The following is a 22047-nucleotide window of genomic DNA, read 5'->3' as shown; positions in this document are numbered from 1 at the left end:
GGCAGCAAGCTTTTTTGTTTTATTTAATCATCCGCACAATCAATGATCCCGGAGCGCGCAAAGCTTCAAGGTTATAGCTAAGAACCGTGCCTGATTCTGGGGCGTGATAATGTGCGACGTCGAAACCCAAACTATTGTACTGAACCGCCAGAAGCTGACCTTTCTCAACTTGTTGCAGTAAAGATACCTGCGGCTCAACAAAACCGCCTTGCTCAGTCCGAATGCTGATGGTCTGGCAGCCTTCAATGCAAGGTGTTGCTTCAACGACTTTCCCAGACAGCACTTCGTAGTAACGCAATATGTTCAGCACTCCTTCAACTGCTCGTTCGACCATGTCTGCATCATGATATCGACCTGAACCCACTTCGACCGTAATACTTGGCACTTCATGTTCGTTCCATGTCGTTTCCAGCACACCAGACTCACCGGGATCATTGAGAATCACATCAGGATTCATGAGCTTTGCTAGCTTCATCGCTTGGTCAACCCGATAGTCAGCAAATACATAGAGAGGGTAACTGGTTCCTGTAGTCTGGGTGTGTAGATCTATCGCCACCTCTGCGTTTGGCTTTAGTAAGTTTTGCCATAAGTTATCAAGGTAACGTGCGGCTTCATTCCCAGCTTTGTCACCGGGGAAAAAACGGTTAAGGTTAGAAGAAGAGACATCCGGATCCACTGCCTGAAAGTCACGGCTGTGATGAAGAATACCACTCAGATTTATCGCAGGAACGATAGTGACGCACCCTATCAAAGGTTTGCCGGCCAAAGCTTTTGCCACTTTCAACGCCGTCACAATACCGTTTTGCTCATCACCGTGAACACCAGCAGTGATCATGATTTTACGACCCGGCCTATCACCTTTAAAAACTCGTACAGGCATTTTCTGCCAAAGCCCTAATGCATCCGTGGCAACCGAAAAAAGGAATGAATGTTCTCCAGCAGCTAAAGTGTCAACGTCAAGTGAATGAATAGTGGGGCAGTGTTCCATAAGAGAGGCAATTTCAGACATACTCAGAATTCCTTATACAACAGAAGCGAGTACCTGCTCGCCTTGAAAAACAGCTCACTCTAATCTTTGTTAGCAACCATGGATAGTAACAAGGTGGATTTTTGTTAGGTAAGTAGCGCTACCTGACCAGAGAAATAGGTCACGAAGAGATTACAAAAATAAAAGTAAGTTACTATTTAATATTAGGTTTAAATACTGTTCCGCTTCTGGTCAACCAAAAGATATAATCTATTCCTAACCGAAAATTATAACTAATCAATCAACCGGACAACCAATGATCCAGGCGCTCGTACCGACTCAACATTATGACTAATCACTGTAGCTTTGACTGGGGAGTAGTAGGTTTGAATTTGATCTCCGAAACTGTTGTACTGAGTCGCTAAGATCTGGCCCTTGTTGACAAGTTCCATCAATTCAACGTGACAAATGACAAACCCTCCCTGCTCAGCACGAACACTGGTAATCCGCTCTCCTTCAACACAAGGATGAGCCACCTTTACTACTTCACCTACAATGAACCGATAATCTTTGAAAATATTCAATACCCCAGTAACGGCGCGTTGCACCATGTCTAAGTCCGTATAGCGACCTACCCCTACTTCAATTGTGATAGAGGGAATACCAGCACGGTTATAGACCGTTTCCAAAATACCCGGATCTCCCGGATCGTTGAGGATAACATCTGGATTGATCAGTCTTGCCATTCGAATGGAATCATCCAGTCGATAGTCAGCAAATGCATAAAGAGGGTATACTGAACCACTGGTTTGAGAGTGAAGGTCAACCGCGAGATCGGCATTTGGTTTGAGTAAGTTTTCCCACAGGCTGTTGGCGTAGCGACTGGCGTCATCTCCATTCGGATTACCGGGAAATACGCGATTAAGGTTTGTCGATGAACTATCAGGAGCCGCAGAATGAAAGTCTCGACTATGTCTTACAATACCTGATAAATTGACCGCTGGTACGATAGTAATACAACCTGAAATGGCTTTGCCTTCCAGCTCTCGAGCCAACATTTGCGCAGTTAGAATACCATTTTGCTCGTCACCATGAACACCCGCAGTGATCATAATACGCTTCCCTGGCTTTGCACCTTTAAATACTCGTACGGGAAGCGTTTGAGGGTGACCAATCGCGTCCGTCGCAACCGCAAACCAAAACTTATGTTCTCCCTGTTCAAGTGTATCCACATCCAACGCTTGTATAGTCGGATACATAGGCACAATGCACTCATTCAACGGCTTCGTCATTGATCTTCTTTCCTTAAATAGCAGCGACCATCTTTTATAACAAACGAATGATTTCTCGTCTCGTTACGTTAGCGCATGCTTCTTAATTATGTATCAAAGGCTTGGGGTTAATCATTCACTATTACGTTGAAGATGGTAACCGATGTTGCCATAACTAGCACTAGTAAAACTCGAAGCTTAAGACCATTGAAGATAATCCCTATCGCATAGGGGGGAGGTAACGTTTAGCCCTTTTACTCTTTGAGCAAAGATGCTCAGCATGCTCGTGAGCTCAGTTACCAGTTTGAGGCAGTCACACTTGGCTATGCCACCATAGATATCCAGCATTTAGGTCACAAAATTAGCCTTAACCGATAATCAAAAAAGCGGACTGATAAGTCCGCTCTCTTCTAAGACTCTCGGGTAGATGTCACTACCACACTAAACAAAATTAGCGCCCCACCTATAACTTGTACTGGGGTTAATGATTCCTGTAACCAAGCCATGGCAAATATAGCACCAAATAATGGCTCGCTACCCATCAGCAAAGAAACCCGTGTTGGCGACGTTCGACGCACGGCATAATTCTGAACATAAAACGCAAATAGTGTACAAAACAGAACCAGATAACTGACCGTTAACCAAAACTCCATCGAAGTGGGAATCGAAAACTCCGCAGCGGGAAGATAGGCAACTGCAAATATAATCCCGATCAAAGCTACAACTAAAGACTGGAGAGAAGTTAAGGTCGATGTAGTGATTTCTTTGCCTTCCGTAAACCTCTTGGTCATAGTGACCATTAGGGCCCTCAAAACTGCAGCGATGAGGATAAAATAGTCACCACTGTTAAGTGAAAGCTCAAAGCCTTTGTTGCTGGTCAATAATAACACTCCAACAACACTACAAACCGTCAATATCCACAACGTGTTGCTGACCTTTTTCTTATTGATGAATAATTCGGCAAAAGCGGTAAAAATGACCGATAAACTGATCAGAAACGCAGCATTGGATGCAGAGGTTTGGGATACACCAAACACCTCACAGAAAAAAATCGCCGATAGAATAAAACCGGTGGGAATCGCTATTTTCCAATCCTTATTCAATCCTCGGCGAAAGTCTCGAATCACCACAGGTAGCATGCATAAAAAGGTGATCGAAAATCTTATGGAAATAAAAAGCAAAACACTGGTATAAGCCAACGCACTTTTGGTCAGGCCATAACTTGTCCCCCAAAAAATCGCTACCAGTAGTAGCAGCGATTCCGTAATAGGAAACCTTATATTTCCTTTCTTTAACGAATCAGCAGCCGTTGTCATTTCAATCCTCCATCCGTGTAAACGCTATGACGAGTACGTCCCTGTACGCGCATTTTTCCGAGCAAACTGGTGTAATCGGCGTAACTTCGTGCATTGTCTGCTCATCGTCCGCCATAACTAAATCAAAGGTTTTATCCAACATGATCTGTTCACGAAAACCCCCTTTAGCGTCAGTAATACTGGTTACACCACCAGCGATGTTGACTCGATTGATCATCAAAGACGCAATGAAAGTCACACCATCACGATGAAGCCCTTCCGGTGTGGGTTGCCCCTGCTGCGAGCTATTCGCGATGATCCGATACGGGTGCAGCCGTATATTCCAATTCACAGGGGTCCCCAGGGCATCGTCGTAGATGTCACTCATCATAAATAGCAACTTTGCTAGCAAATCTGATGTGACAAACTTATCGCTCAGTGGGGAAAAATGACGTTCAACATCACCGTTCAATGTATTAATGAAAGCCGGCTGAACATAAGGCTCATGCGGTAACAGGGTTATTTCACGCTGAGCAGCCAGCTTAGTGAATTGACCATAGCGCCGGTACCGATAGGTCCCGCCATCCGCCATATAATTGTCTCGTTCAAGTGAGCTCCAACACTGCTTAAAACGGATCACTTCATCGACATTGGTATCCAGCAGAGCGGTCATTTTTCGCCCCGACACAAAGACATAGTCTTCTTTGATAAGTGTGTGGCTGATGTCTGCCAGAGTCTTGGTGGCTGCGTCCTGAATAGAAGTCATCGGCGGTAGTTCCTATACCCACTGACGATTTGGTCTAGATTGACTATTGAACTTGAGCGCTCGTTGTGACCTTTGCTGAGCAATCTCAATTTCCCACTCGTCCCTATCACGTAGATACTTCGGCTCATCAGCCACTATCCCAGAGGGGATAAAGCTTCCTCTGGATAAGTTGAAAGAGACACTGCCAGAGATGGACTCGGCAGTGTGAGCGATGAACGCATAGCTTGCACACTGCAACATACTTCCCCAACGGCCTTCAACAGCCTCCTGAGTCCACATATCGTTATGCAATGCCTTCGCTTTGAGAACATCTGTAGGTAAAGTTGCTGTCTCCAGTAACTTATAAGCCTTTATCAGAACTAAGGCGGCGGGCGCTTCTCGCACCTCTAGTACCTTTTCATCCTGATCGAGATGATCGAACCCTACAAAACGACCAATCTCATACGCGCCAACGTAGTTGTTAATGAAGGCAATTAACTCTAGTAAATTAATCGGCTTATCATTCAGTGTGACAGGATAGCCCTTTCTGAAGCCGATCGTAATTTGATCATTGTCTAAATGTTTTTCTGGCTGCCACTTTGACCAGGTAAACAACGAATCTGAAACTACAAAATTTTCAGGGTCATCTAAAACCCCAGACTCGAATTCACGGCACCATAGATTTGAATCCCCGCTGACGTTTCGGGTCTTAAATCCCACTAAGCCTGAATGAAACAAAGCCTGTGCCTTATCTTCACGAGACAGTGCTGAGTACTCATAGGGGGAACCGTAATAACCATCAAAACCTGATGCTTCTATCGCACCATTAATACGACGCAAGCTATTTTGGGACTGGTTTGCTGTATGAATGATTGCATCACAATCTAAGCTCCCCGCCAACTCGACCGCCTTTTTCACTATGATAGGCCGTGATAAAGAGGAACTGACCGGATAGTCATTGAGGTACATTGCTTGCGCCTGTATTGCCGAGACTAAACTGTGTTCAACAAATTCCTGCCTTGCGTCGATAATCTTGAGATCAAAACCATAATGATCCGTAATTAACTTGAGTTTCGATTCTTCTATCCCATCGCCGAGGTTAACCGCGACTGCAGTGACTTTTACATCACTGCTTTTTAATAGCTCCAGCACATAGGAGCTGTCTAAGCCACCGCTAAATAAGGTCAAAATATGATTAGCAACTTTCGCGACGGCCTTAACATCACCGACGCTTCTTATTTTTTTCACGCGTCACGTCCTTGGATATTCTGGGATACTGTCAATTGACTTAATTAGTATCCATAAGTAACTTGAACGAAACAATATAGCTGAAATGCAAAGGATAATTGCACTGTGGACACAAATAAATTAATTCCTCTCTTATCTGAGATGGCAATTTTCGTAAATGTGGTCGAATCTGGGAGCTTTTCGAAAACCGCTCAGAGGCTTGGTGTGTCACCTTCATCAGTCAGTCGTTCTATCACTCGGCTGGAAAGTGCATTGCAAGAAAAGCTGTTGGAAAGAACGACGAGACAGATGCGTCTGAGCACCACAGGACAGGAGGTCTACAGCTTGTGCAGTGATATGATGAACTCGGCAAAAATGGCTATCTCTGCTGCCCAAGTAGATAAAACTGATGTATCAGGCGTGCTGCGTGTCGCTGCACCTAAAGCCCTTTCCCGGCAGGTTCTCATGCCAATGATCCTCAGTTTTATTGACCGTTTTCCCAACATTTCATTGCAACTGAAAGTCGCTGATCACTATATCGACCCTATTGGTGATGAAGTAGATGTCATCATTCACATTACGGATAAGCCGACTGAAGGTTTAATTGCAAAGCAGCTCAGTCAATGTCGCTTGGTCATGTGTGCCAGCCCTGCTTACTTTGAGAGGTGTGGTATCCCCACTCACCCCGAAGACATTTCCAATCACAACTGCTTGTGCTTAGGAGAAAATCCCAAGGATAGGGTGTGGGAGTTCACTAACAACAACAAAAAGCTATCAATGAACGTCGGTGGTTCATTCGCGGTCAACCATAGTGAAATTCGACGCGAAGCAGTATTGCGCGGTGTGGGAATATCGGTTTTCCCTGAGTTTGCAATTCAGTCCTATATTGATTCTGGGCAAGTGATTGAAGTATTACCTGACTGGCACGTGGGAGGAAACTATCAAGGAAAAATCATCGCCCAATATGCACAATCTAAGTACATTCCCAGTCAAATCAAAACTTTCATTGAGTATCTGCAAGATTGTTTTAATGAATAAGCCAATTAAAAGCCAGAGGCAAGCTCTGGCTTTGTTCTGTTGCTCGATTTTCAAGCATTAGCACTCATTATCAGTCGGGGAATACTCCAGAATATCTCCGGGTTGGCAATCAAGATGCTTACAGATAGCTTCTAAAGTCGCTAACTTGACCGCTTTCGCCCGACCATTTTTAAGCACTGATAGGTTTTGTTCAGTAATACCAACTAATTTTGCTAACTCATTGGAGCGCATTTTTCGCTTAGCTAACATGACGTCAAGGTTAATTACAATTGCCATAATTTTTCACTTAAATTGTCAGCTCACTTTCTTTTTGAAGCTCTGCCGCTCTTTCCATTACCACTGCAATGACGCGAACAATCAAACCAATAACAAACATTGTGATATCAGCGTCATTGACGTTAAAGGACATGCTCCAGTTTCCGTCATTGTACGACAATGCAAAGCTGAGAAGTATACCCATGATAAATTGAACGAAAGGTGTTGCCATCAGCAAGTAGCTGATCTTTTTGTAACATAGCGTGTTTTGACGCTCAAAGACCTGCCCTCTTTCATATAAGCGGAATAGAACTATTAATTGCCACAATAGAGCCATTGTCAGAAATGTTGTCAGCATACTTGGTAGAAAACCAATCAATGACCGCGTAAAACTCAAAGGCAACTCGACCTCTACTGGAAAGCTCGCCTCGAACCACTCCACATTCCATAGAGTTGCAGAAAACCAAAATACAGTATTCAACACAGCAGTAAAAATCAGAGAGAACCAAAATAGTACTAATAATTTTCGGCTGAATGTGCTTATCGATTGTTGTGTCATAAAACATCCTAGGTAGCATTAATTTGAGTTCACCTTAAAGTAACAAAAATCAATTATCAATAAAAAACCATCGTTTTACGATAATTTTTTATTGTCCTGCATTGTTTTTGCCTCTATTTTATAAAACACAATCTCTCAAACCCTTTTAAACAGGCACAACTGTGATCAAATTTTTATGCATGGCCATTTTGCTGGCCATTTTGCTGGCCTTTTCAACGAGCTTTGTAAATGCAGGAACTTTCCTTGATGAGATAACTGATGTTCTCCCCACCGAAAGTGTCAACCAGTGGCAATCATCTCCATACACGGAAGACGCTGCACCAATACAATCACACTATTCAGGTAGCGAATGTACCAATAAAACGCAGACACAATTAAATCGAGAAACGTCAAAGCAAAACGGCAACTCTAGTGAATGCTATATCAGTGAGTTTCCAGATAGAGGGATCGAAACCCATATTCAATCAACGGAACAAGGGGATTTTAGTGTGGGAGTAAAATGGGAAATAGATTAACCAATACCAAAGGATAGCAACAGGCTCAGGCTTTCAGAATATCAACCTTTTTTCTAAGGGGAAAAGCTCTTCTGTTATTACAGAAGAGCTTAGTAATTTGCTGATGTGAATTATGCCTTTTCTAGATCGGACACCATAGCCTTGGATAGGGCTTCAGCTACTTTGATGCCATCTATACCCGCAGAAAGGATCCCTCCAGCGTAACCTGCGCCTTCACCCGCAGGATAGAAGCCTTTGAGGTTTACACTCTGGAAGTCTTTGCCACGCTTGATACACACTGGTGAAGAAGTACGAGTTTCCACCCCTGTGAGCAAACCATCCTCAGATGCAAAACCCTTAATCTTCTTATCAAACGCCGGAATTGCTTCTCGGATCGCTTCTATAGCGAAATCAGGCAGCGCTTTAGAAATATCCGTAAGGTGAATTCCCGGCGTAAATGATGGTTGAACATCACCGAGCTCACTTGGATCGCGACCTTTTAGAAAATCACCTATCTTCTGTGCTGGTGCATCGTAGTTTTCACCACCCAGAACGTAAGCACCCGATTCAAGCTCACGCTGGAAGCGGATGCCTGCCAGTGGGTCACCTGGATAATCACGTTCTGGATCGATGCCAACGACAATAGCACTGTTCGCGTTGCGCTCTGAGCGCGAGTACTGACTCATGCCATTTGTGACCACGCGGCCTTCTTCAGACGTAGCGGCAACGACAGTACCACCCGGACACATACAGAAGCTGTACACGGTACGACCATTCTTACAATGATGCACCAGCTTGTAGTCGGCGGCGCCAAGAATTGGGTTGCCCGCGTTAGGACCAAAGCGCGCTTCATCGATCATTGACTGCTTGTGCTCAATACGGAAACCAACCGAGAACGGCTTCGCTTCCATGTACACGCCGCGATCGTGCAGCATTTCAAAGGTATCACGCGCACTGTGGCCGACGGCTAGAACAACGTAGCGAGATTTAATCTCTTCGCCGTTTGATAGTGTTAAACCTGTGATTTGCTCGCCATCCATGTGGATATCATCGACGCGCGTACTAAAGCGAATCTCGCCACCCAGTTCGATAATTTTCGCACGCATCTTCTCGATCATGGTGACCAGCTTAAACGTACCAATATGTGGCTTACTGACGTACATGATCTCTTCTGGCGCACCAGCTTCCACAAACTCCGTAATGACTTTTCGACCATAGAAATTTGGATCTTTTACTTGGCTGTAAAGCTTACCGTCAGAGAACGTACCTGCACCACCTTCACCAAACTGTACGTTTGATTCCGTGTTTAGAGTGCGCTTACGCCAGAAACCGAAGGTATCTTTTGTACGCTCACGGACCTCTTTACCACGTTCAACAACGATAGGTTTAAAGCCCGCTTGTGCAAGAATCAGCGCGGCAAATAGACCACATGGGCCAAAACCGATAACTACTGGACGCTCTGTTAGGTTCTCTGGTGCTTTCGCTACGAACTTGTACTCCATGTCTGGAGTCTCTTTTACGTGCGGGTCGCTAACGAACTGCTCAAGAAGCGCAGCTTCGTTTTCAACGATAACGTCTAGCGTGTAGATAAGTAGGATGTTGGCTTTTTTACGAGCATCATAGCCACGTCTGAACACATTGAAAGAGATGACTTGGTCTTCAGAGATGCCAAGCTTCTTGGTAATGGCAGCAGTCAGCGCCTCTTCCTCATGATCGAGAGGAAGTTTAATTTCAGTTAAACGTATCATGTTGATGTCTCGTATAGATAGGTGTCTTAGCCAAAACCGTCTGACAAACGGTCAGCTCACAATGGCGCGCATTTTACGAGAAATTAAATTGTCTGTCATACTAAATCAGACAGCATTAGTAACAATCACCGTGCTGGATATTGAATTTTAGCTTGGGATGAGTATCATCCCCATTCTTCGATTTTGACTAACTAAAAGAGCGGATCACCATGGCGTTCGTCGTAACAGATAACTGCATTCAATGTAAATACACAGACTGTGTCGCTGTATGCCCTGCAGATGCTTTCCACGAAGGGCCAAACTTTATGGTGATCAATCCCATCGAATGCATCGACTGTGGTTTATGTGTTGATGAATGCGACGCTAATGCGATTTTTCAGGAAGATGAAGTACCGGAAGATCAAACCGTTTACATTGAATTGAATGCAGAACTCGCCGAATTATGGCCAGTGCAAACCGAAGTAAAACCAGCTATGGATGGCGCTGAGAAGTGGAATGGCGTACCGGATAAATTAGGGATGTTAGAGAAGTAGATTCTCTATATTCAGATACAAGAAAGCGCAGTGGATCACTGCGCTTTTCTGCATTCAGGACTTTTTATTCACCATGCTGGCGACGTAAGTTATCTAAAATGATCCCCGTTGCCATCGCCACGTTAAGTGACTCAGCACCACCAAAAGCAGGTATGGTGATCTTGTCTGTGACAAACTGAGCGGCTTGCTCACGAATACCGTGAGATTCACTGCCCATCAGCAAAATACCTTCGGCTGCAAACTCGACGTTATGTACACTCTCACCTTCAAGAAATGCCCCATAAACCGGTAAGTTAGCTTGCTCTAAATAGCTAGGTAGGTCTAATTGGCTGACTGTGACACGACCAAAACTGCCCATAGTGGCACTAATGGTTTTCGGGTTATACGGGTCAGCACAATCATTACTGGCAACGATATGCTTAATACCATACCAATCTGCAACACGAATGATCGTCCCCAAATTGCCAGGATCCGAGACACCATCTAAAGCAATCATCAAGCCCTGAGCTTTGGGTTCGTCAACACAAGGGGTGTTCACTACCGCAATCGCCGCGTTATTGCTCACCAACGTACTTGCCTTCGTTAATTCATCTAATGGCGCTTCGATACATTCAAAATCGCTTAATGTTGAATGATGCTCTGCCAGAAACTCCGACGTAGCGAAGATCTGCTGTACCGTTAGTGAACTCTTTGCCAACTCAAGTACATTCTTCTCACCTTGGACCAAAAATAGACCATGCGCCTTACGTTGTTTCTTTTGGCCTAAGGCACGAAGTAATTTAAGTTGGTTTTTCGAAATCATAATGTATCCAAGGTGAAAGAGGGTGATACCCCACACTAAAGCGCGGCAATTATAGAGTAAAGCGCCACATAGCTAAAGGGCTGTCGCTAAACATCTCTTCACGGAAAAACGAAGGCTCTACCCTTGGCTTTTGCCTAACTCCAACGGAGGATACGCACTTCATTACCTTCTTCAGGTTTGGCCGGAATATTAAGCGATAGAAGAAATGATACCCCTGCCATCGCTGCGCCAATATAGAAAACCACTGAAGGCGAGATTAACCAGATCAAACCAAAAGAAACAGGAATGAATACCGCTGCGATGTGGTTAATCGTAAATGACACACCAGCAGTTGAAGCCATATCTGCAGGATCCGCTATTTTCTGGAGGTAGGTTTTGATTGCCAAGGCTAGCGCAAAAAATAGATGATCGATGACGTACAACGCCGCAGCCCATTCAGCGCTTTGTACTAAACCATAGCCTACGAAGATAAGTACCAGCCCAGTGTACTCGAACAACAGCGCCTTACGCTCGCCGACTTTACCAATGAATTTGCCTATTTTTTTAGCAAACAAGAAATTAAATAAATAGTTGATCAGAAACAGCATCGTGATATCAGCTGCTGAATAACCAAACTTTTCCACCATCAGGAAGCCAGCAAAAACGGTAAAGATTTGTCGACGAGCGCCACTCATGAAGGTCAGTGCATAATACAACCAATAACGCTTGCGTAAGACCAGTTTTTTATTTTGTTGGACTTGAGTTTGGAACTGCGGAAATGAAAAAGCCATCCAAACCACTAATAGAAAACCAATGCCACCAAAAGTAAGATAGACCCACTGGAAATCCATTTTCAGCATTTCCAGACAGACCCACAATGCGCCATAAGTCACCAGTGATGCTAACGCACCGACGGAAATAAACTTACCCAACATTTCCGGTGCTTCATCTTTCGAAAGCCATTGTAGTGAAAGAGATTGTTTAAGAGTCTCAAAATAGTGGAACCCTGTAGACATCAATAAGGTCGTCATTAACAATCCAAAAAGTGAAGGGAAAAAACCTGTCATAGCGGTGCCCAGAGTGAGAGCCCCCAATGCCAGCAACATAAACCGTTGTTCACGAATAAACATTAAAACAAACACTGCGGTAAAGGCTAAAAAGCCGGGAATTTCACGTACACTCTGCAAAAGCCCAATATCTGCGCCATCAAACTGTGCCTTTTCAATCACAAAGTTATTGAGTAGTGCCATCCAACTGGAAAATGCAATGGGAACGACGATAGAGATGATGATTAAGAAGTTTTGAGGGGTTTTCCAGCTAGCCGACTGTTCCATTTTGTTATTCCTTTTATTCGCTCAGAGACACCTTAATTCTTCACTAGTGAATAGACAAACTTATTTACAAATTAAACGTCCGTAGTACTCATAGCGTTCAACGTGCATCAGAGTAAAGTTTCACTTAATTAAAATAAGTTAAAACAATACTTTATCTTTAAGTCCTTGCTCGTTATTGTTGAGCTATGTTTAACCAGTCGAGAAGGTAATAATATGGAAATAACAATTCGTCCGACTCAAGTCAGTGATGCCGCCGCAATGTGTGAGATCTACTCTCAACCTAAAGCACAACGCGAAACTCTCCAATTGCCCAAACCCTCTGTGGCAATGTGGACACAAAGACTGGAAAACATGCCTACCGGTATTTATAGCTTTGTCGCGGAATTAGATGGCAAAGTGGTCGGAAACATAGGTTTTGAGCATTCTCAGCGGCCTCGTACCGCTCACAGTGCGACTTTCGGTCTAGGTGTTCATGATGACTATCATGGTATGGGTATAGCTAGTAAGCTGATTGAAACTGTACTTGATTTAGCAGACAACTGGCTGCAAATAAAGCGCGTTCATCTCGAGGTCAATACGGATAACGAAGCGGCGATCGCGTGCTATAAAAAATTTGGCTTTGAAATTGAAGGCGAAGCGAAAAATTCGGTTTTCAGAGAAGGCAAATACCAAAACACTTATTACATGGCAAGGCTCAAACCATAGCCGTGTAACGACATTATGTTAAAGGCTTACTTATAGGTAAGCCTTTAACATATCAATAGCCCGATGAGCCAAAGCTTCCGTATAAGCATTGATTTTCCAATGATCCGGGCTCCATCCTTTAACAAAACGATGGAAATCAGCCCAAGCAATAGCAAATAACGGTCGCCAAGTTTGCTCTACGTCAAACGCATCGGTTTCAGGCATTAAATCACTTATCGCTATTTTCAGGTGAGTAAAATAAGTATCCAAAATCCACTCCTCCATATCATTGCAATCTTCAGGCTGGACAGCACTACTCATAAAGAGAACGACATCCTTCATCGCGCAACCTCTACCCACATACTGGAAATCGACAGCCGCGGCCTTTTGGCCATCAGAAGTAAAACAGAAATTCGCTAACTTCGCGTCACCATGAACTAAGGTTTGATAAGGTGCATTACCAAGCACCTTATCAATATCTTTCGCAGCTTGTTTGAGTGACATATCATCGAGCGCCGCCAGTTCATCAGGACGAGTATCAAGGTGCCAATAGGTGCCTGTTTCCCACAATCCTTCCCCTTTCTCTCCGATATGTGAAGCATGAAACCATGCTAGCCACTTGAGCACCGCTTCCAAATGTACTTTTTCAGCCTTGTGGCACATCTCGTCATAACCAAGCTGATGTAAGTCTTCCATCACCAAAAGGTGCTCCATTCCTTTTTGATCCACAATAATGGGTTGTGGCTGCGGACAATGAACATGCGCACGTGCCGCAAAATGTCGATACCAGTGTAACTCGACATCATAAGACTTAAGTTTCCGCTGATGTGAAAGTGCTGTATTCCAGCCTCTGGGATGTTGATCAGGCTTAGGCAATTGAACATGTTTTATCACGATACTGGTTTGATCGACATACAACCTAACCAACTCACCGTAGCCACCCCACAAAGGTTGTAAAATCTCTCTATGTTCTAATTTTCTGTATCCCAAGCGCTGACATAACGCTTGATAATCATAGATTTGCTTCATGACGGCTCAGCAAGCAAGTGAGACCACTCTGGGTGACGTGACAAGTAATGGACAACATACGTACATATAGGGTTGATTTTCACTCCTTGTCGCTCAATCTCAGGCAAAATAGCTTCCATCATCACCTTACCGTACCCTTTTCCTTGTAACTCTTCTGGCACTTTAGTTGAAGTAATGACATAAACACTACCTTGCACATCAAACTTCATGATGGCGTCATGTTCACCCTCGAGGTGAACACGAAAAAGTGAGTTAGCCCTATCAAATGTGAGTTTATTTGACATATTGCCTTCTAAAAGTGATACATGTGCCGGAATTATTTGCTATTTTGATATTTAAATAGACAATAAATCGCACATAGAATTTTAACTACCCGAGAAATAAGACCCACTTCTCGGAAAGAATTAACCTGCTACTCAACATAACATGGCAGGAGTAATGGAGGCTAGATGAATAACCAAGCGGTTGCCAACCAAGATAAATCTGCACCTGCTGCTTCAAGGGAGAAAAGTGTTTCAACACTCAACAGTACTGATGCTTTGGCAATGCTTGAGCATGGTGGTGAACTCACCATGGGCATTACGACTCCCGTAGGGACCACATTCCGTTGTAAATCAACTTTTATAGGTGCTCACTCTAAAAACTTCGTTTTAGCTGAGTTACCTAAGATTTCTGACAATGATTTAGACTTCTTTTTCCAACCAGGTTTTTGGACCACTATACGAGCTATCTCTCACCGTGGAGAAGGTGCCATCGTTCACTTCAGAAGCCAACTAGAGCACGTTTTAACCGAGCCGATCCCTATGGTAGCGTTAGCCATACCTAATGCAATGCAAGTGACCCAGTTACGTAAAGAGCCGAGATATGACGTAAACCTTCCTGCCAGTGTTAAAGCGACAACTCATAAACTCGATTGTCAAATTCGTGATTTATCCAAAAGTGGTTGTCGCTTTGTTACCGCTCCACTGAGTCGTGCTTTTCAGATTGGCGATGAGATTGCATTGGAAATCCGTCCTAGCATAAAGAAATCTAACCAATTCGAACCTCTATTTGGAAAGATCTGTAACCTACAAAGCTCTCTACACTATGCTCGCTATGGCGTTCAGTTTGATGAAAATGGCACAGAAAACGCCAAGCAACTGCTAGCGAATCTCAAGTTTGACGGCACCAAACTGACACTACGATAACACGCATCAACCTTCGAATATAAAAAGGCTTGGTTCTCACCAAGCCTTTTTATTATCCAATCACATTTTAAGTACGATACTGTTTAAGAATATCAGCGAGAGAAATCGATGCTTTGGTCAGATTTGCTACGCCTTGAGACGACTTCTCCGCCACACTACGGATAGTATTAGACTGGGTACGTATATCACTCAGTTCTGAAGCGATATCGTTCGCAACAGCACTTTGCTCTTCTGCAGAGGTGGAGATCTGGATACTCATATCCATGATACCTCGCGCAGACTCCGAAATTGAGTTTACATCCTTCCCAATGTCTTCAATTAGCTCACTACTGGTTTGTGCTTGCTCAACCGTTTGTTGAGTAATGGAGGCGATGTTCTGGCTCTCCGACTGCAGTTTTTCGATCATAGACTGGATCTCCACCGTCGCCGCCTGAGTACGGCTGGCTAGAGTACGTACTTCATCTGCCACAACGGCAAAACCTCGACCTTGCTCACCGGCACGCGCTGCCTCAATCGCTGCGTTCAGCGCCAACAAGTTAGTTTGCTCAGAGATAGCATTGATTGTGGTTATCACTTCATTAATCTGAGTGGTATTGTCATTCAGAGTCGAAACTGAGCTAGACGCCTGCTCAATGTAACTAGACAGTTTTTCAATCTCGTTGATCGCGGACTGAACACGCTTGTAACTACCATCGATATGCTGAGAATCTTGCTCTGCTTGATCTGTCGCCTGCTGAGAAATATTCGACACCTCTTTCGCTGAAGCTGTCATTTCTTCCATCGCGGTCGCAACCGAATCTAAAGAGGTGTACTGGTTGGTGATCTGAGATTCACTCAATCGCATTTCTTGTTCAAAAGACGCAGACGTTTCACTCATTGTCTTCGCATTCTCTTTTACGTTGTTGACCAAATCGGTCAAGGTATCCATTGCTTTATCAAGCGCACACCCAATAGTGCCAAACTCATCTCGACCTGGGTGGAAGCCAAGGCGAGACGTCAGATCACCCTCACCAATTTTCTGAGTCGTGGTATACAACACCCAAAGAGCCCCACCAATAAAGGTAGCGACCCAGTAACAAAACACCGCAAACGGAACAGCCCAGACAAAGCTAAAGAAAAAAGTGGATAAAGCCTGAGAGCGTGCTTGCTGATCTTGTGCCTGATTGTTCATGGTCAGTTGGTAAACATTGCCATCTTTACCCGTTTGAGAAACCGTCACAATCCCATTGTTATACGTCGGTTCATCGACACTAGACACTTTGCTAATATTAGCTTGGCCCACTATCGATGCTTCAGTACCTGCACTCATCACACCGTCAAGTCGATGAACCGCAGCTGAGATCGCCGAACTTTCAATGTATTTTATTTTAGAGTAATAGTTTCCGCCTGCTATGCTGCCTACAGCGACAAGAAACAAGGCAAAAATCACCCACATTTTGTCATTAATAGACATCTTAATAAAAAGCTTGTCTATCGTTCTGAACTCTACTTCTTTCATGTTAACTCTGCCTCCTCTAACAATGGCTCCATGCCTGGGTGTTGGCTATATAAAATTATCGGCCTATAAGAGTAATTTATGAGACACGAATCAAGTAACAATGAAATGTAATACTAATGAAATGTCATTTATGAGATCCAAAACCCACTTATATAGGCCAACGTCCCGCAACAAATCGTTACATCCACAATTTTTGAGCAACTCATGGATGAATTGCGATTGAAAAAACCACCCTACAGAATTAGATTATTTTAAACCCATCGACAAGGAGGAGTGATGGATATTAAAACCGATCAACTTGATCATCCTGAAGTGATCAAACTACTCAAGGAACACCTCGCAGACATGAATGCAACCTCACCACCAGAAAGTGTCCACGCTTTGGACACTTCGGCACTGAAAGCAACGAATGTCACATTTTGGACCTGCTGGAAAGATGAGCAACTGCTAGGTTGCGCAGCCATCAAAGCGCTTTCCGCAACACATGCGGAGTTGAAATCAATGCGTACCACACCAGCGGCTCGCAATCAGGGCATTGCTTCAAGTTTACTGTCATTTGCCATCGATCAAGCAAAGCTTAGGGGTTATCAACGCATCAGCCTTGAAACCGGTTCTATGTCTTTCTTCAAACCTGCCAGGGAGCTGTATACGAAATTCGGCTTTGAGTATTGCTCCCCTTTTGCAGACTATCAGCCAGATCCCAATAGTCGCTTCATGACCTTAGAGTTAAGTAAAGTTTAGCTAGAAACCTGCTCGGCAAGCCGAGACCGTTTCAACAGTCGGGCAGGAGAGAAACCAGTGACGAGCATGGTGCCAACTAATACGAGCACTGTGCCAGCAAAGGTATTTAGGCCAATAGGCTCATCAAGAATCAAAGCTCCCCATAGAATTCCAAATACTGGGATCAAAAACGTCACAGAAAGCGCAGACGCCGCACCTTCATCCGCAACTAAACGGAAATAGAGTAAATATGCAATACCAGTACAAAGTACGCCTAGTGCTACAACCGATAGCATTTCATAGCTACTCGGCTCTCCCTGCATCGGAACAAATGGTAACAGGGGGAGAATCCACAAAACAGCCGCCCACATATTGCCGTGTGCATTTTCAAATGATGCCACTTTGGGTGCGGTTTTGGTGTAGTTAGTGGCAATACCATAACAGCATGCTGCCATCACACTTGCCACGATAGGTAGCGCCGCACTGATACCAATGTTAACCGCATCCCACCCCACTAAGATCCCAACACCTGTGACACCAAGCAACATACCAAACACGGCTTTTCTTGTCAGAATTGACTTATGCCAGACAGCACCAATCAAAGCTCCCCAGATCACAGAGGTTGAATTGAGCACCGATAATGTTGATGCGTTCAAAGTTTGCGCAGCATACGCAAATAACAAAAATGGTAGAGCGGTATTAAATAACCCGATTATCATAAAATGCTGGAAATGCTGTCTAAACGCCAATTTCTTACGTAGATAAAGAGAGATAAGAAACAAACTCAGCGCAGCAAATCCTACTCGAAACTCAATCAAATATGCCGGTCCAAAAGTATTGGCCGCTATTTTCATAAATAGAAACGACCCGCCCCAGATAGCCGCAAGACAGATTAGACGTAAAAAGCTGGCAGTAGACATGAATTATCCCTCTTATTGTTTGCGCCTAATGTGAATCAATTGTTAACTAGAATCAATCATAAAATGAGTTACATTTCCGAAAGTGGCGAATAAAAATAGAGAACTAAACACACAGATATGACACTTTCCTCATCTACTGAGAAGTCATCACATTGATCCGCTCGCTTATTAGATAAGTTGCCCTTAACTTAATTCCTTTCTCTCTGATTGAAATCTAGTATGAACTTAATCGTCAATATTAATCGGCATGTTAGAGAATATGGGTTTGAAATGGCCACAAGGCAAGCATGGCGCTGTGGTGTGAAAGCCAACCTAGTCCAACGTATTATTGGGGTTGCTAAGGGGCAGGTTGTCTGTGTCATTGAAGGGGTGAGAGCTGAATTGTCAACGCCTATGAACAACCCTCTCCACCATGAGGAAATACAAGGACGCTATATTTTTGTAGGAGGTATTGTCTGGCAACCAAACGATATCCTTGCCCCAGCTTTCCCCGAATTCATGTTCATGCATTTAAGAAATATCAGTAATAAACATAAATACATGACAGATGAACAACTGCAGGTAAATTTAGCGTAGCAAGTAACAAGAAGCCCCTGAAATCAAGGGGCTTAGTTTAGGCTTTATCGATATTGGATTGCGAGAAATCCAACTTTTCTTTCACTTCCGATTCGCTGGGTACGGCTTCAACCGATTCTTCTACAATAGGCGGCACTTCACTCACTAAATCTAACTCGATCTCCTCCTCACCTAACACATCCTGTTCTTGAAGCGGGATATTACGCTTGTATAACTTATTGAGCGCCTTGATAACCGCATGCTTACTTACCTTGTTATCGCGAATTTTTTTCAAAATCGGTTTCGACAATGACTGCAGGCCAACAACGGTATCGACTCCAATACTAAGTGCAACCTGATCTCGCAATATGCGAGCCTGCTCATGCCCTAGTTGCCCCGCTAGAAATAGCCATATATACGCAATGGAATTGCCATTAGGCCGTTGATCCATCCAAGCTTCGCCTGCGCTATACATTGCATCGGTATACCCTTTCTCAGCTGCTCGCTCTAACCAATAACAGCCTCGTGAAAAATTCGCAGTCACGCCAATTCCACGGATGTAATTAAGCCCAAGCTTCATACGACCCTCATTACTTCTCTGAGATGCCGCTTGCTGGTAATACTCCGTAGACAAGCGTGGGTTAGGCTCAGGGTTGTGAGGCGATGCAAACCAGTCACCCAAGAATATCAGTGCATCAAGGTAGTTTTGTTCCGCCGCCTGCTTCATGACTTGAATTGCTTTGCCAATATTTTGCTCAGTACCTCGACCATAAAATAAGGCCAATGCCATTTCGAATTTATGAGGAATGCTGCCTTCCATTGCAGGAATACAGGTCTGCCAAAATTTGGCTTCTTCTCTCAAAACTAGGTCCTGATTCATTTTATTACTGATACGTACAACACCGTACATACCATTGACATTATCCAGTCTTGCCGCTTTGTTGTACCAATACAGAGCTTCTTTAGGCCTTGAACGTTCTGCCTCTTTAGCCAAAAAAAGGATGGTCGGAACATGGCCATTTTCAGCTTTATAAACTCGCTCTTCCTGCTCTTGCTTGCGATTTTTTTCCATTGCTTTCCGGTAAGCAACTTCACGCTCTTTACGCTCTTGTTCCAGTCGCTTCTTACGAAGCTGCAATGCAAGCATCCACATGAACAAACAAAGCAGCAGTAAACCAGTCGCGCCAATGGCGATCCCTATAACATTCATCTATATCTTTTCTTCACCTTCAACTGGCGTTGCCATCTAAAATGCTTGTCGGCCAGTCACAACAAAAGTTAAGGAGTTATGCCTCCTTTTGTTTAAGTGTACCTCACTCCCACGATTAGTTGATGAATAAAATACAAAATATGCCACAGGAGCATATATTTGTGGCCTTAATTTTCATGATGAATTTTTTCGTTAAAAATCACGAGATGATCACTTGGCTTGAGATGATATAAAGCAGTTTGGCAAAGAAAAGGCAAAAATTGACCGAAAACAATAGCCGCCACCACAAACTTATTTTATAATGCAAATTAATGTTTCAGAGCATCACAATTCCAACATTAGGGGCAACCAATGAGACTAATCCCGTTAAACAAAGCAGCGCAGGTCGGTAAATGGGCTGCAGCACATATCGCTAAACGCATTAATAACTTCCAACCAACGGCTGAACGTCCTTTTGTATTAGGTTTGCCAACAGGTGGGACTCCTCTAGCCACTTATAAAGCGCTGATAGAGCTTTATCAGGCAGGTGAAGTCAGCTTTAAACACGTAGTGACATTTAATATGGATGAGTACATTGGCATTCCAGCCGACCACCCCGAGTCATACCGCTCTTTCATGTATAACAACTTTTTCAACCACATCGATATTCAGGAAGAGAACATCAACTTGTTAGATGGCAATGCGGTGGATCACGAAGCCGAGTGCCAGCGTTACGAAGACAAAATTAAATCATACGGCCGCATTAACTTGTTTATGGGCGGTGTAGGTAATGATGGGCACATTGCATTCAACGAACCCGCCTCTTCTTTATCTTCTCGTACGCGTATCAAAACCCTGACCGAAGACACTCGTATCGCCAACTCACGCTTCTTTGATGGTGACATCAGTCAAGTACCTAAGTATGCACTCACTATCGGCGTAGGTACATTGCTTGATTCTGAAGAAATAATGATTCTGGTCACTGGTCATAATAAAGCTCTTGCACTTGAAGCGGCTGTTGAAGGGAGTGTGAACCATTTGTGGACAGTATCTGCGCTTCAGCTTCATCCTAAATCTGTCATCGTATGTGATGCACCTTCCACTCAAGAGTTGAAAGTTAAGACAGTCAAGTATTTTACTGAACTGGAAGCAGAGAACATCAAAGGCTTCTAGGCCATTTATTCGGATAACAACTCAAAAAGGCCTAGTCTACCGGCTAGGCCTTCCTATGAAGCTAAATAGTAAATTTCTGACTCATTTGGCAAAAGTGCAAACGCTCGATCAAACTGGCAACAGAATCAATACTGTCCTTCTCAAATTGCACACCAAGCTTACCGTAGCGGCTAGTCATCTTGATATTTCTCACTACAGCTTCGAGTATCTGTGGCTCAATCACTTTATCGCTTTCGGTTTCTAAAATATTGAGGGAAATTAAATCGCCTACTTTATGGTTAGTCAGGTGGCGCTCAACCACGATCAAGCAGCCAGTACTCGAAATATCTCGGATCTGGCACTGAACATTTTGGGACTGGGGCGAAAGCACACCGTCCAAAGCCAGCTCCAAGCGAGCACTTTCTCTCAATCCGGCAGCGACCTGAGTTGCCGCTGGCAAGGTGATTAAGAACAAGCTATTACCACCAGCATCAATCACATACTCAAGCTTACTCTTGAAATATATCCTCGCCCCTTCTCCTGACTCCGAAATGACACATGCTTTAATCGCATAGCCTCGTTGAAAAAACACCGCCATTTCTTTAGGTGATGCTTTGGGTACCTCTAGCAGCATGAGATTATTCGAATGAAGGCCAATATACTTGGTTTTTCCTTTAAGATTTTTACCCGTTGGGGTAGTGATCAGAAAGGCAACCTCACTTAATGGTTTGACGTCATAAAATGCATCTTCACCATACTTAATGTTATCGGGCAACGGCTTAGAGGGCTGTTTTTTTTGTTCCGGCTCAACAGAAGAGAGTTCTATCGCTTCCGCAGTCTCACTTTGGGTCGCTTCAGTCATTACG

General features: G+C 43.9%; 24 protein-coding genes. 8 read left to right on the top strand and 16 right to left on the bottom strand.

Annotated features, from left to right (window positions below):
* Positions 1-19: 19 nt before the first annotated feature.
* From CTT30_RS16735 to CTT30_RS16715, 5 genes are all read right to left on the bottom strand, one after another.
* The gene (locus CTT30_RS16735; protein ID WP_252037182.1) at positions 20-1009 is read right to left on the bottom strand and encodes a succinylglutamate desuccinylase/aspartoacylase family protein; all 990 of its coding nucleotides are present in this window, start codon (positions 1007-1009) and stop codon (positions 20-22) included.
* A 251-nt stretch (positions 1010-1260) separates the two neighbouring features.
* Positions 1261-2259, bottom strand: a complete 999-nt coding sequence (locus CTT30_RS16730) for a succinylglutamate desuccinylase/aspartoacylase family protein (RefSeq protein WP_252037181.1) — start codon at positions 2257-2259, stop codon at positions 1261-1263.
* 389 nt (positions 2260-2648) lie between these two features.
* Positions 2649-3554 carry a DMT family transporter gene (locus CTT30_RS16725; protein ID WP_239863641.1) on the bottom strand — a complete coding sequence of 302 codons (906 nt, stop codon included), beginning with the start codon at positions 3552-3554 and terminating at the stop codon, positions 2649-2651.
* A 1-nt stretch (position 3555) separates the two neighbouring features.
* Positions 3556-4299 carry a 2OG-Fe dioxygenase family protein gene (locus tag CTT30_RS16720; RefSeq protein ID WP_252037180.1) on the bottom strand — a complete coding sequence of 248 codons (744 nt, stop codon included), beginning with the start codon at positions 4297-4299 and terminating at the stop codon, positions 3556-3558.
* A 12-nt stretch (positions 4300-4311) separates the two neighbouring features.
* Complete coding sequence (locus CTT30_RS16715; protein WP_252037179.1) at positions 4312-5526, bottom strand: argininosuccinate synthase-related protein; 1215 nt, start codon at positions 5524-5526, stop codon at positions 4312-4314.
* Between the two features lie 105 nt (positions 5527-5631).
* Between CTT30_RS16715 and CTT30_RS16710 the strand changes: the two genes are divergently transcribed.
* Positions 5632-6543 carry a LysR family transcriptional regulator gene (locus CTT30_RS16710; protein ID WP_239863639.1) on the top strand — a complete coding sequence of 304 codons (912 nt, stop codon included), beginning with the start codon at positions 5632-5634 and terminating at the stop codon, positions 6541-6543.
* A 57-nt stretch (positions 6544-6600) separates the two neighbouring features.
* Here CTT30_RS16710 and CTT30_RS16705 read toward each other — a convergent pair whose 3' ends face one another.
* Entirely contained in the window at positions 6601-6819 is a 219-nt protein-coding gene (locus tag CTT30_RS16705; RefSeq protein ID WP_239835947.1) for a helix-turn-helix domain-containing protein, read from the bottom strand.
* A 10-nt stretch (positions 6820-6829) separates the two neighbouring features.
* Positions 6830-7357, bottom strand: a complete 528-nt coding sequence (locus CTT30_RS16700) for a DUF2975 domain-containing protein (protein ID WP_239863637.1) — start codon at positions 7355-7357, stop codon at positions 6830-6832.
* A 161-nt stretch (positions 7358-7518) separates the two neighbouring features.
* Here CTT30_RS16700 and CTT30_RS16695 point away from each other — a divergent pair, with 161 nt between their 5' ends.
* Positions 7519-7872, top strand: coding sequence for a hypothetical protein (locus CTT30_RS16695; RefSeq protein ID WP_252037178.1), 354 nt, complete (start codon positions 7519-7521; stop codon positions 7870-7872).
* Between the two features lie 110 nt (positions 7873-7982).
* On the opposite strand, the gene CTT30_RS16690 is transcribed toward CTT30_RS16695, so the two are convergent.
* Positions 7983-9599 carry an NAD(P)/FAD-dependent oxidoreductase gene (locus CTT30_RS16690; RefSeq protein ID WP_239874944.1) on the bottom strand — a complete coding sequence of 539 codons (1617 nt, stop codon included), beginning with the start codon at positions 9597-9599 and terminating at the stop codon, positions 7983-7985.
* Positions 9600-9808: 209 nt separating this feature from the next.
* Here CTT30_RS16690 and fdxA point away from each other — a divergent pair, with 209 nt between their 5' ends.
* Positions 9809-10132 (top strand): ferredoxin FdxA, encoded by a 324-nt coding sequence (gene fdxA / locus CTT30_RS16685; RefSeq protein ID WP_239835943.1) that lies wholly within the window; start codon positions 9809-9811, stop codon positions 10130-10132.
* 64 nt (positions 10133-10196) lie between these two features.
* On the opposite strand, the gene CTT30_RS16680 is transcribed toward fdxA, so the two are convergent.
* Both CTT30_RS16680 and CTT30_RS16675 read right to left on the bottom strand, forming a co-directional pair.
* Positions 10197-10934, bottom strand: coding sequence for an RNA methyltransferase (locus tag CTT30_RS16680; protein ID WP_252037177.1), 738 nt, complete (start codon positions 10932-10934; stop codon positions 10197-10199).
* 134 nt (positions 10935-11068) lie between these two features.
* Positions 11069-12247, bottom strand: a complete 1179-nt coding sequence (locus CTT30_RS16675; RefSeq protein ID WP_239863632.1) for an MFS transporter — start codon at positions 12245-12247, stop codon at positions 11069-11071.
* 213 nt (positions 12248-12460) lie between these two features.
* Here CTT30_RS16675 and CTT30_RS16670 point away from each other — a divergent pair, with 213 nt between their 5' ends.
* Complete coding sequence (locus CTT30_RS16670) at positions 12461-12952, top strand: GNAT family N-acetyltransferase (RefSeq protein ID WP_239863631.1); 492 nt, start codon at positions 12461-12463, stop codon at positions 12950-12952.
* A gap of 30 nt (positions 12953-12982) precedes the next feature.
* Here CTT30_RS16670 and CTT30_RS16665 read toward each other — a convergent pair whose 3' ends face one another.
* Together CTT30_RS16665 and CTT30_RS16660 are read right to left on the bottom strand one after the other, a co-directional pair.
* The gene (locus CTT30_RS16665; RefSeq protein ID WP_252037176.1) at positions 12983-13960 is read right to left on the bottom strand and encodes a phosphotransferase; all 978 of its coding nucleotides are present in this window, start codon (positions 13958-13960) and stop codon (positions 12983-12985) included.
* Positions 13957-14244 (bottom strand): GNAT family N-acetyltransferase, encoded by a 288-nt coding sequence (locus CTT30_RS16660; RefSeq protein WP_252037175.1) that lies wholly within the window; start codon positions 14242-14244, stop codon positions 13957-13959. The genes CTT30_RS16665 and CTT30_RS16660 overlap by 4 nt, the downstream gene beginning before the upstream one ends.
* 165 nt (positions 14245-14409) lie before the next feature.
* Here CTT30_RS16660 and CTT30_RS16655 point away from each other — a divergent pair, with 165 nt between their 5' ends.
* Positions 14410-15147 carry a flagellar brake protein gene (locus CTT30_RS16655; RefSeq protein WP_252037174.1) on the top strand — a complete coding sequence of 246 codons (738 nt, stop codon included), beginning with the start codon at positions 14410-14412 and terminating at the stop codon, positions 15145-15147.
* Between the two features lie 67 nt (positions 15148-15214).
* On the opposite strand, the gene CTT30_RS16650 is transcribed toward CTT30_RS16655, so the two are convergent.
* Positions 15215-16645: a methyl-accepting chemotaxis protein gene (locus CTT30_RS16650; protein ID WP_252037173.1), complete on the bottom strand. Its 1431-nt coding sequence runs from the start codon at positions 16643-16645 to the stop codon at positions 15215-15217.
* A 276-nt stretch (positions 16646-16921) separates the two neighbouring features.
* Here CTT30_RS16650 and CTT30_RS16645 point away from each other — a divergent pair, with 276 nt between their 5' ends.
* A complete protein-coding gene (locus CTT30_RS16645) occupies positions 16922-17386 on the top strand; it encodes a GNAT family N-acetyltransferase (protein WP_252037172.1) in 465 nt (154 codons plus the stop codon).
* Here CTT30_RS16645 and CTT30_RS16640 read toward each other — a convergent pair.
* Positions 17383-18285 (bottom strand): DMT family transporter, encoded by a 903-nt coding sequence (locus CTT30_RS16640; protein ID WP_239835935.1) that lies wholly within the window; start codon positions 18283-18285, stop codon positions 17383-17385. The two genes, CTT30_RS16645 and CTT30_RS16640, sit on opposite strands and share 4 nt — an antisense overlap.
* Before the next feature lie 219 nt (positions 18286-18504).
* On the opposite strand from CTT30_RS16640, the gene CTT30_RS16635 reads away from it, so the two are divergent.
* The gene (locus CTT30_RS16635) at positions 18505-18861 is read left to right on the top strand and encodes an acyl-CoA synthetase (RefSeq protein ID WP_239874949.1); all 357 of its coding nucleotides are present in this window, start codon (positions 18505-18507) and stop codon (positions 18859-18861) included.
* Positions 18862-18898: 37 nt separating this feature from the next.
* Here the strand turns inward: CTT30_RS16635 and CTT30_RS16630 are convergent, their stop codons facing one another.
* On the bottom strand, positions 18899-20050 hold the full coding sequence (locus CTT30_RS16630; protein ID WP_252037171.1) for a tetratricopeptide repeat protein: 1152 nt from the start codon (positions 20048-20050) through the stop codon (positions 18899-18901).
* A 351-nt stretch (positions 20051-20401) separates the two neighbouring features.
* Here CTT30_RS16630 and nagB point away from each other — a divergent pair, with 351 nt between their 5' ends.
* The gene (nagB, locus tag CTT30_RS16625) at positions 20402-21202 is read left to right on the top strand and encodes a glucosamine-6-phosphate deaminase (protein WP_239835932.1); all 801 of its coding nucleotides are present in this window, start codon (positions 20402-20404) and stop codon (positions 21200-21202) included.
* Positions 21203-21263: 61 nt separating this feature from the next.
* Here the strand turns inward: nagB and CTT30_RS16620 are convergent, their stop codons facing one another.
* Positions 21264-22043: a PilZ domain-containing protein gene (locus tag CTT30_RS16620; protein ID WP_252037170.1), complete on the bottom strand. Its 780-nt coding sequence runs from the start codon at positions 22041-22043 to the stop codon at positions 21264-21266.
* Positions 22044-22047: the final 4 nt, after the last annotated feature.

Origin of the sequence: Vibrio coralliilyticus, assembly GCF_024449095.1 — a bacterium.
In the GTDB taxonomy this organism is placed as follows: Bacteria; Pseudomonadota; Gammaproteobacteria; order Enterobacterales; family Vibrionaceae; genus Vibrio; species Vibrio coralliilyticus_A.
This window is presented reverse-complemented; position numbering and strand designations above follow the sequence as displayed.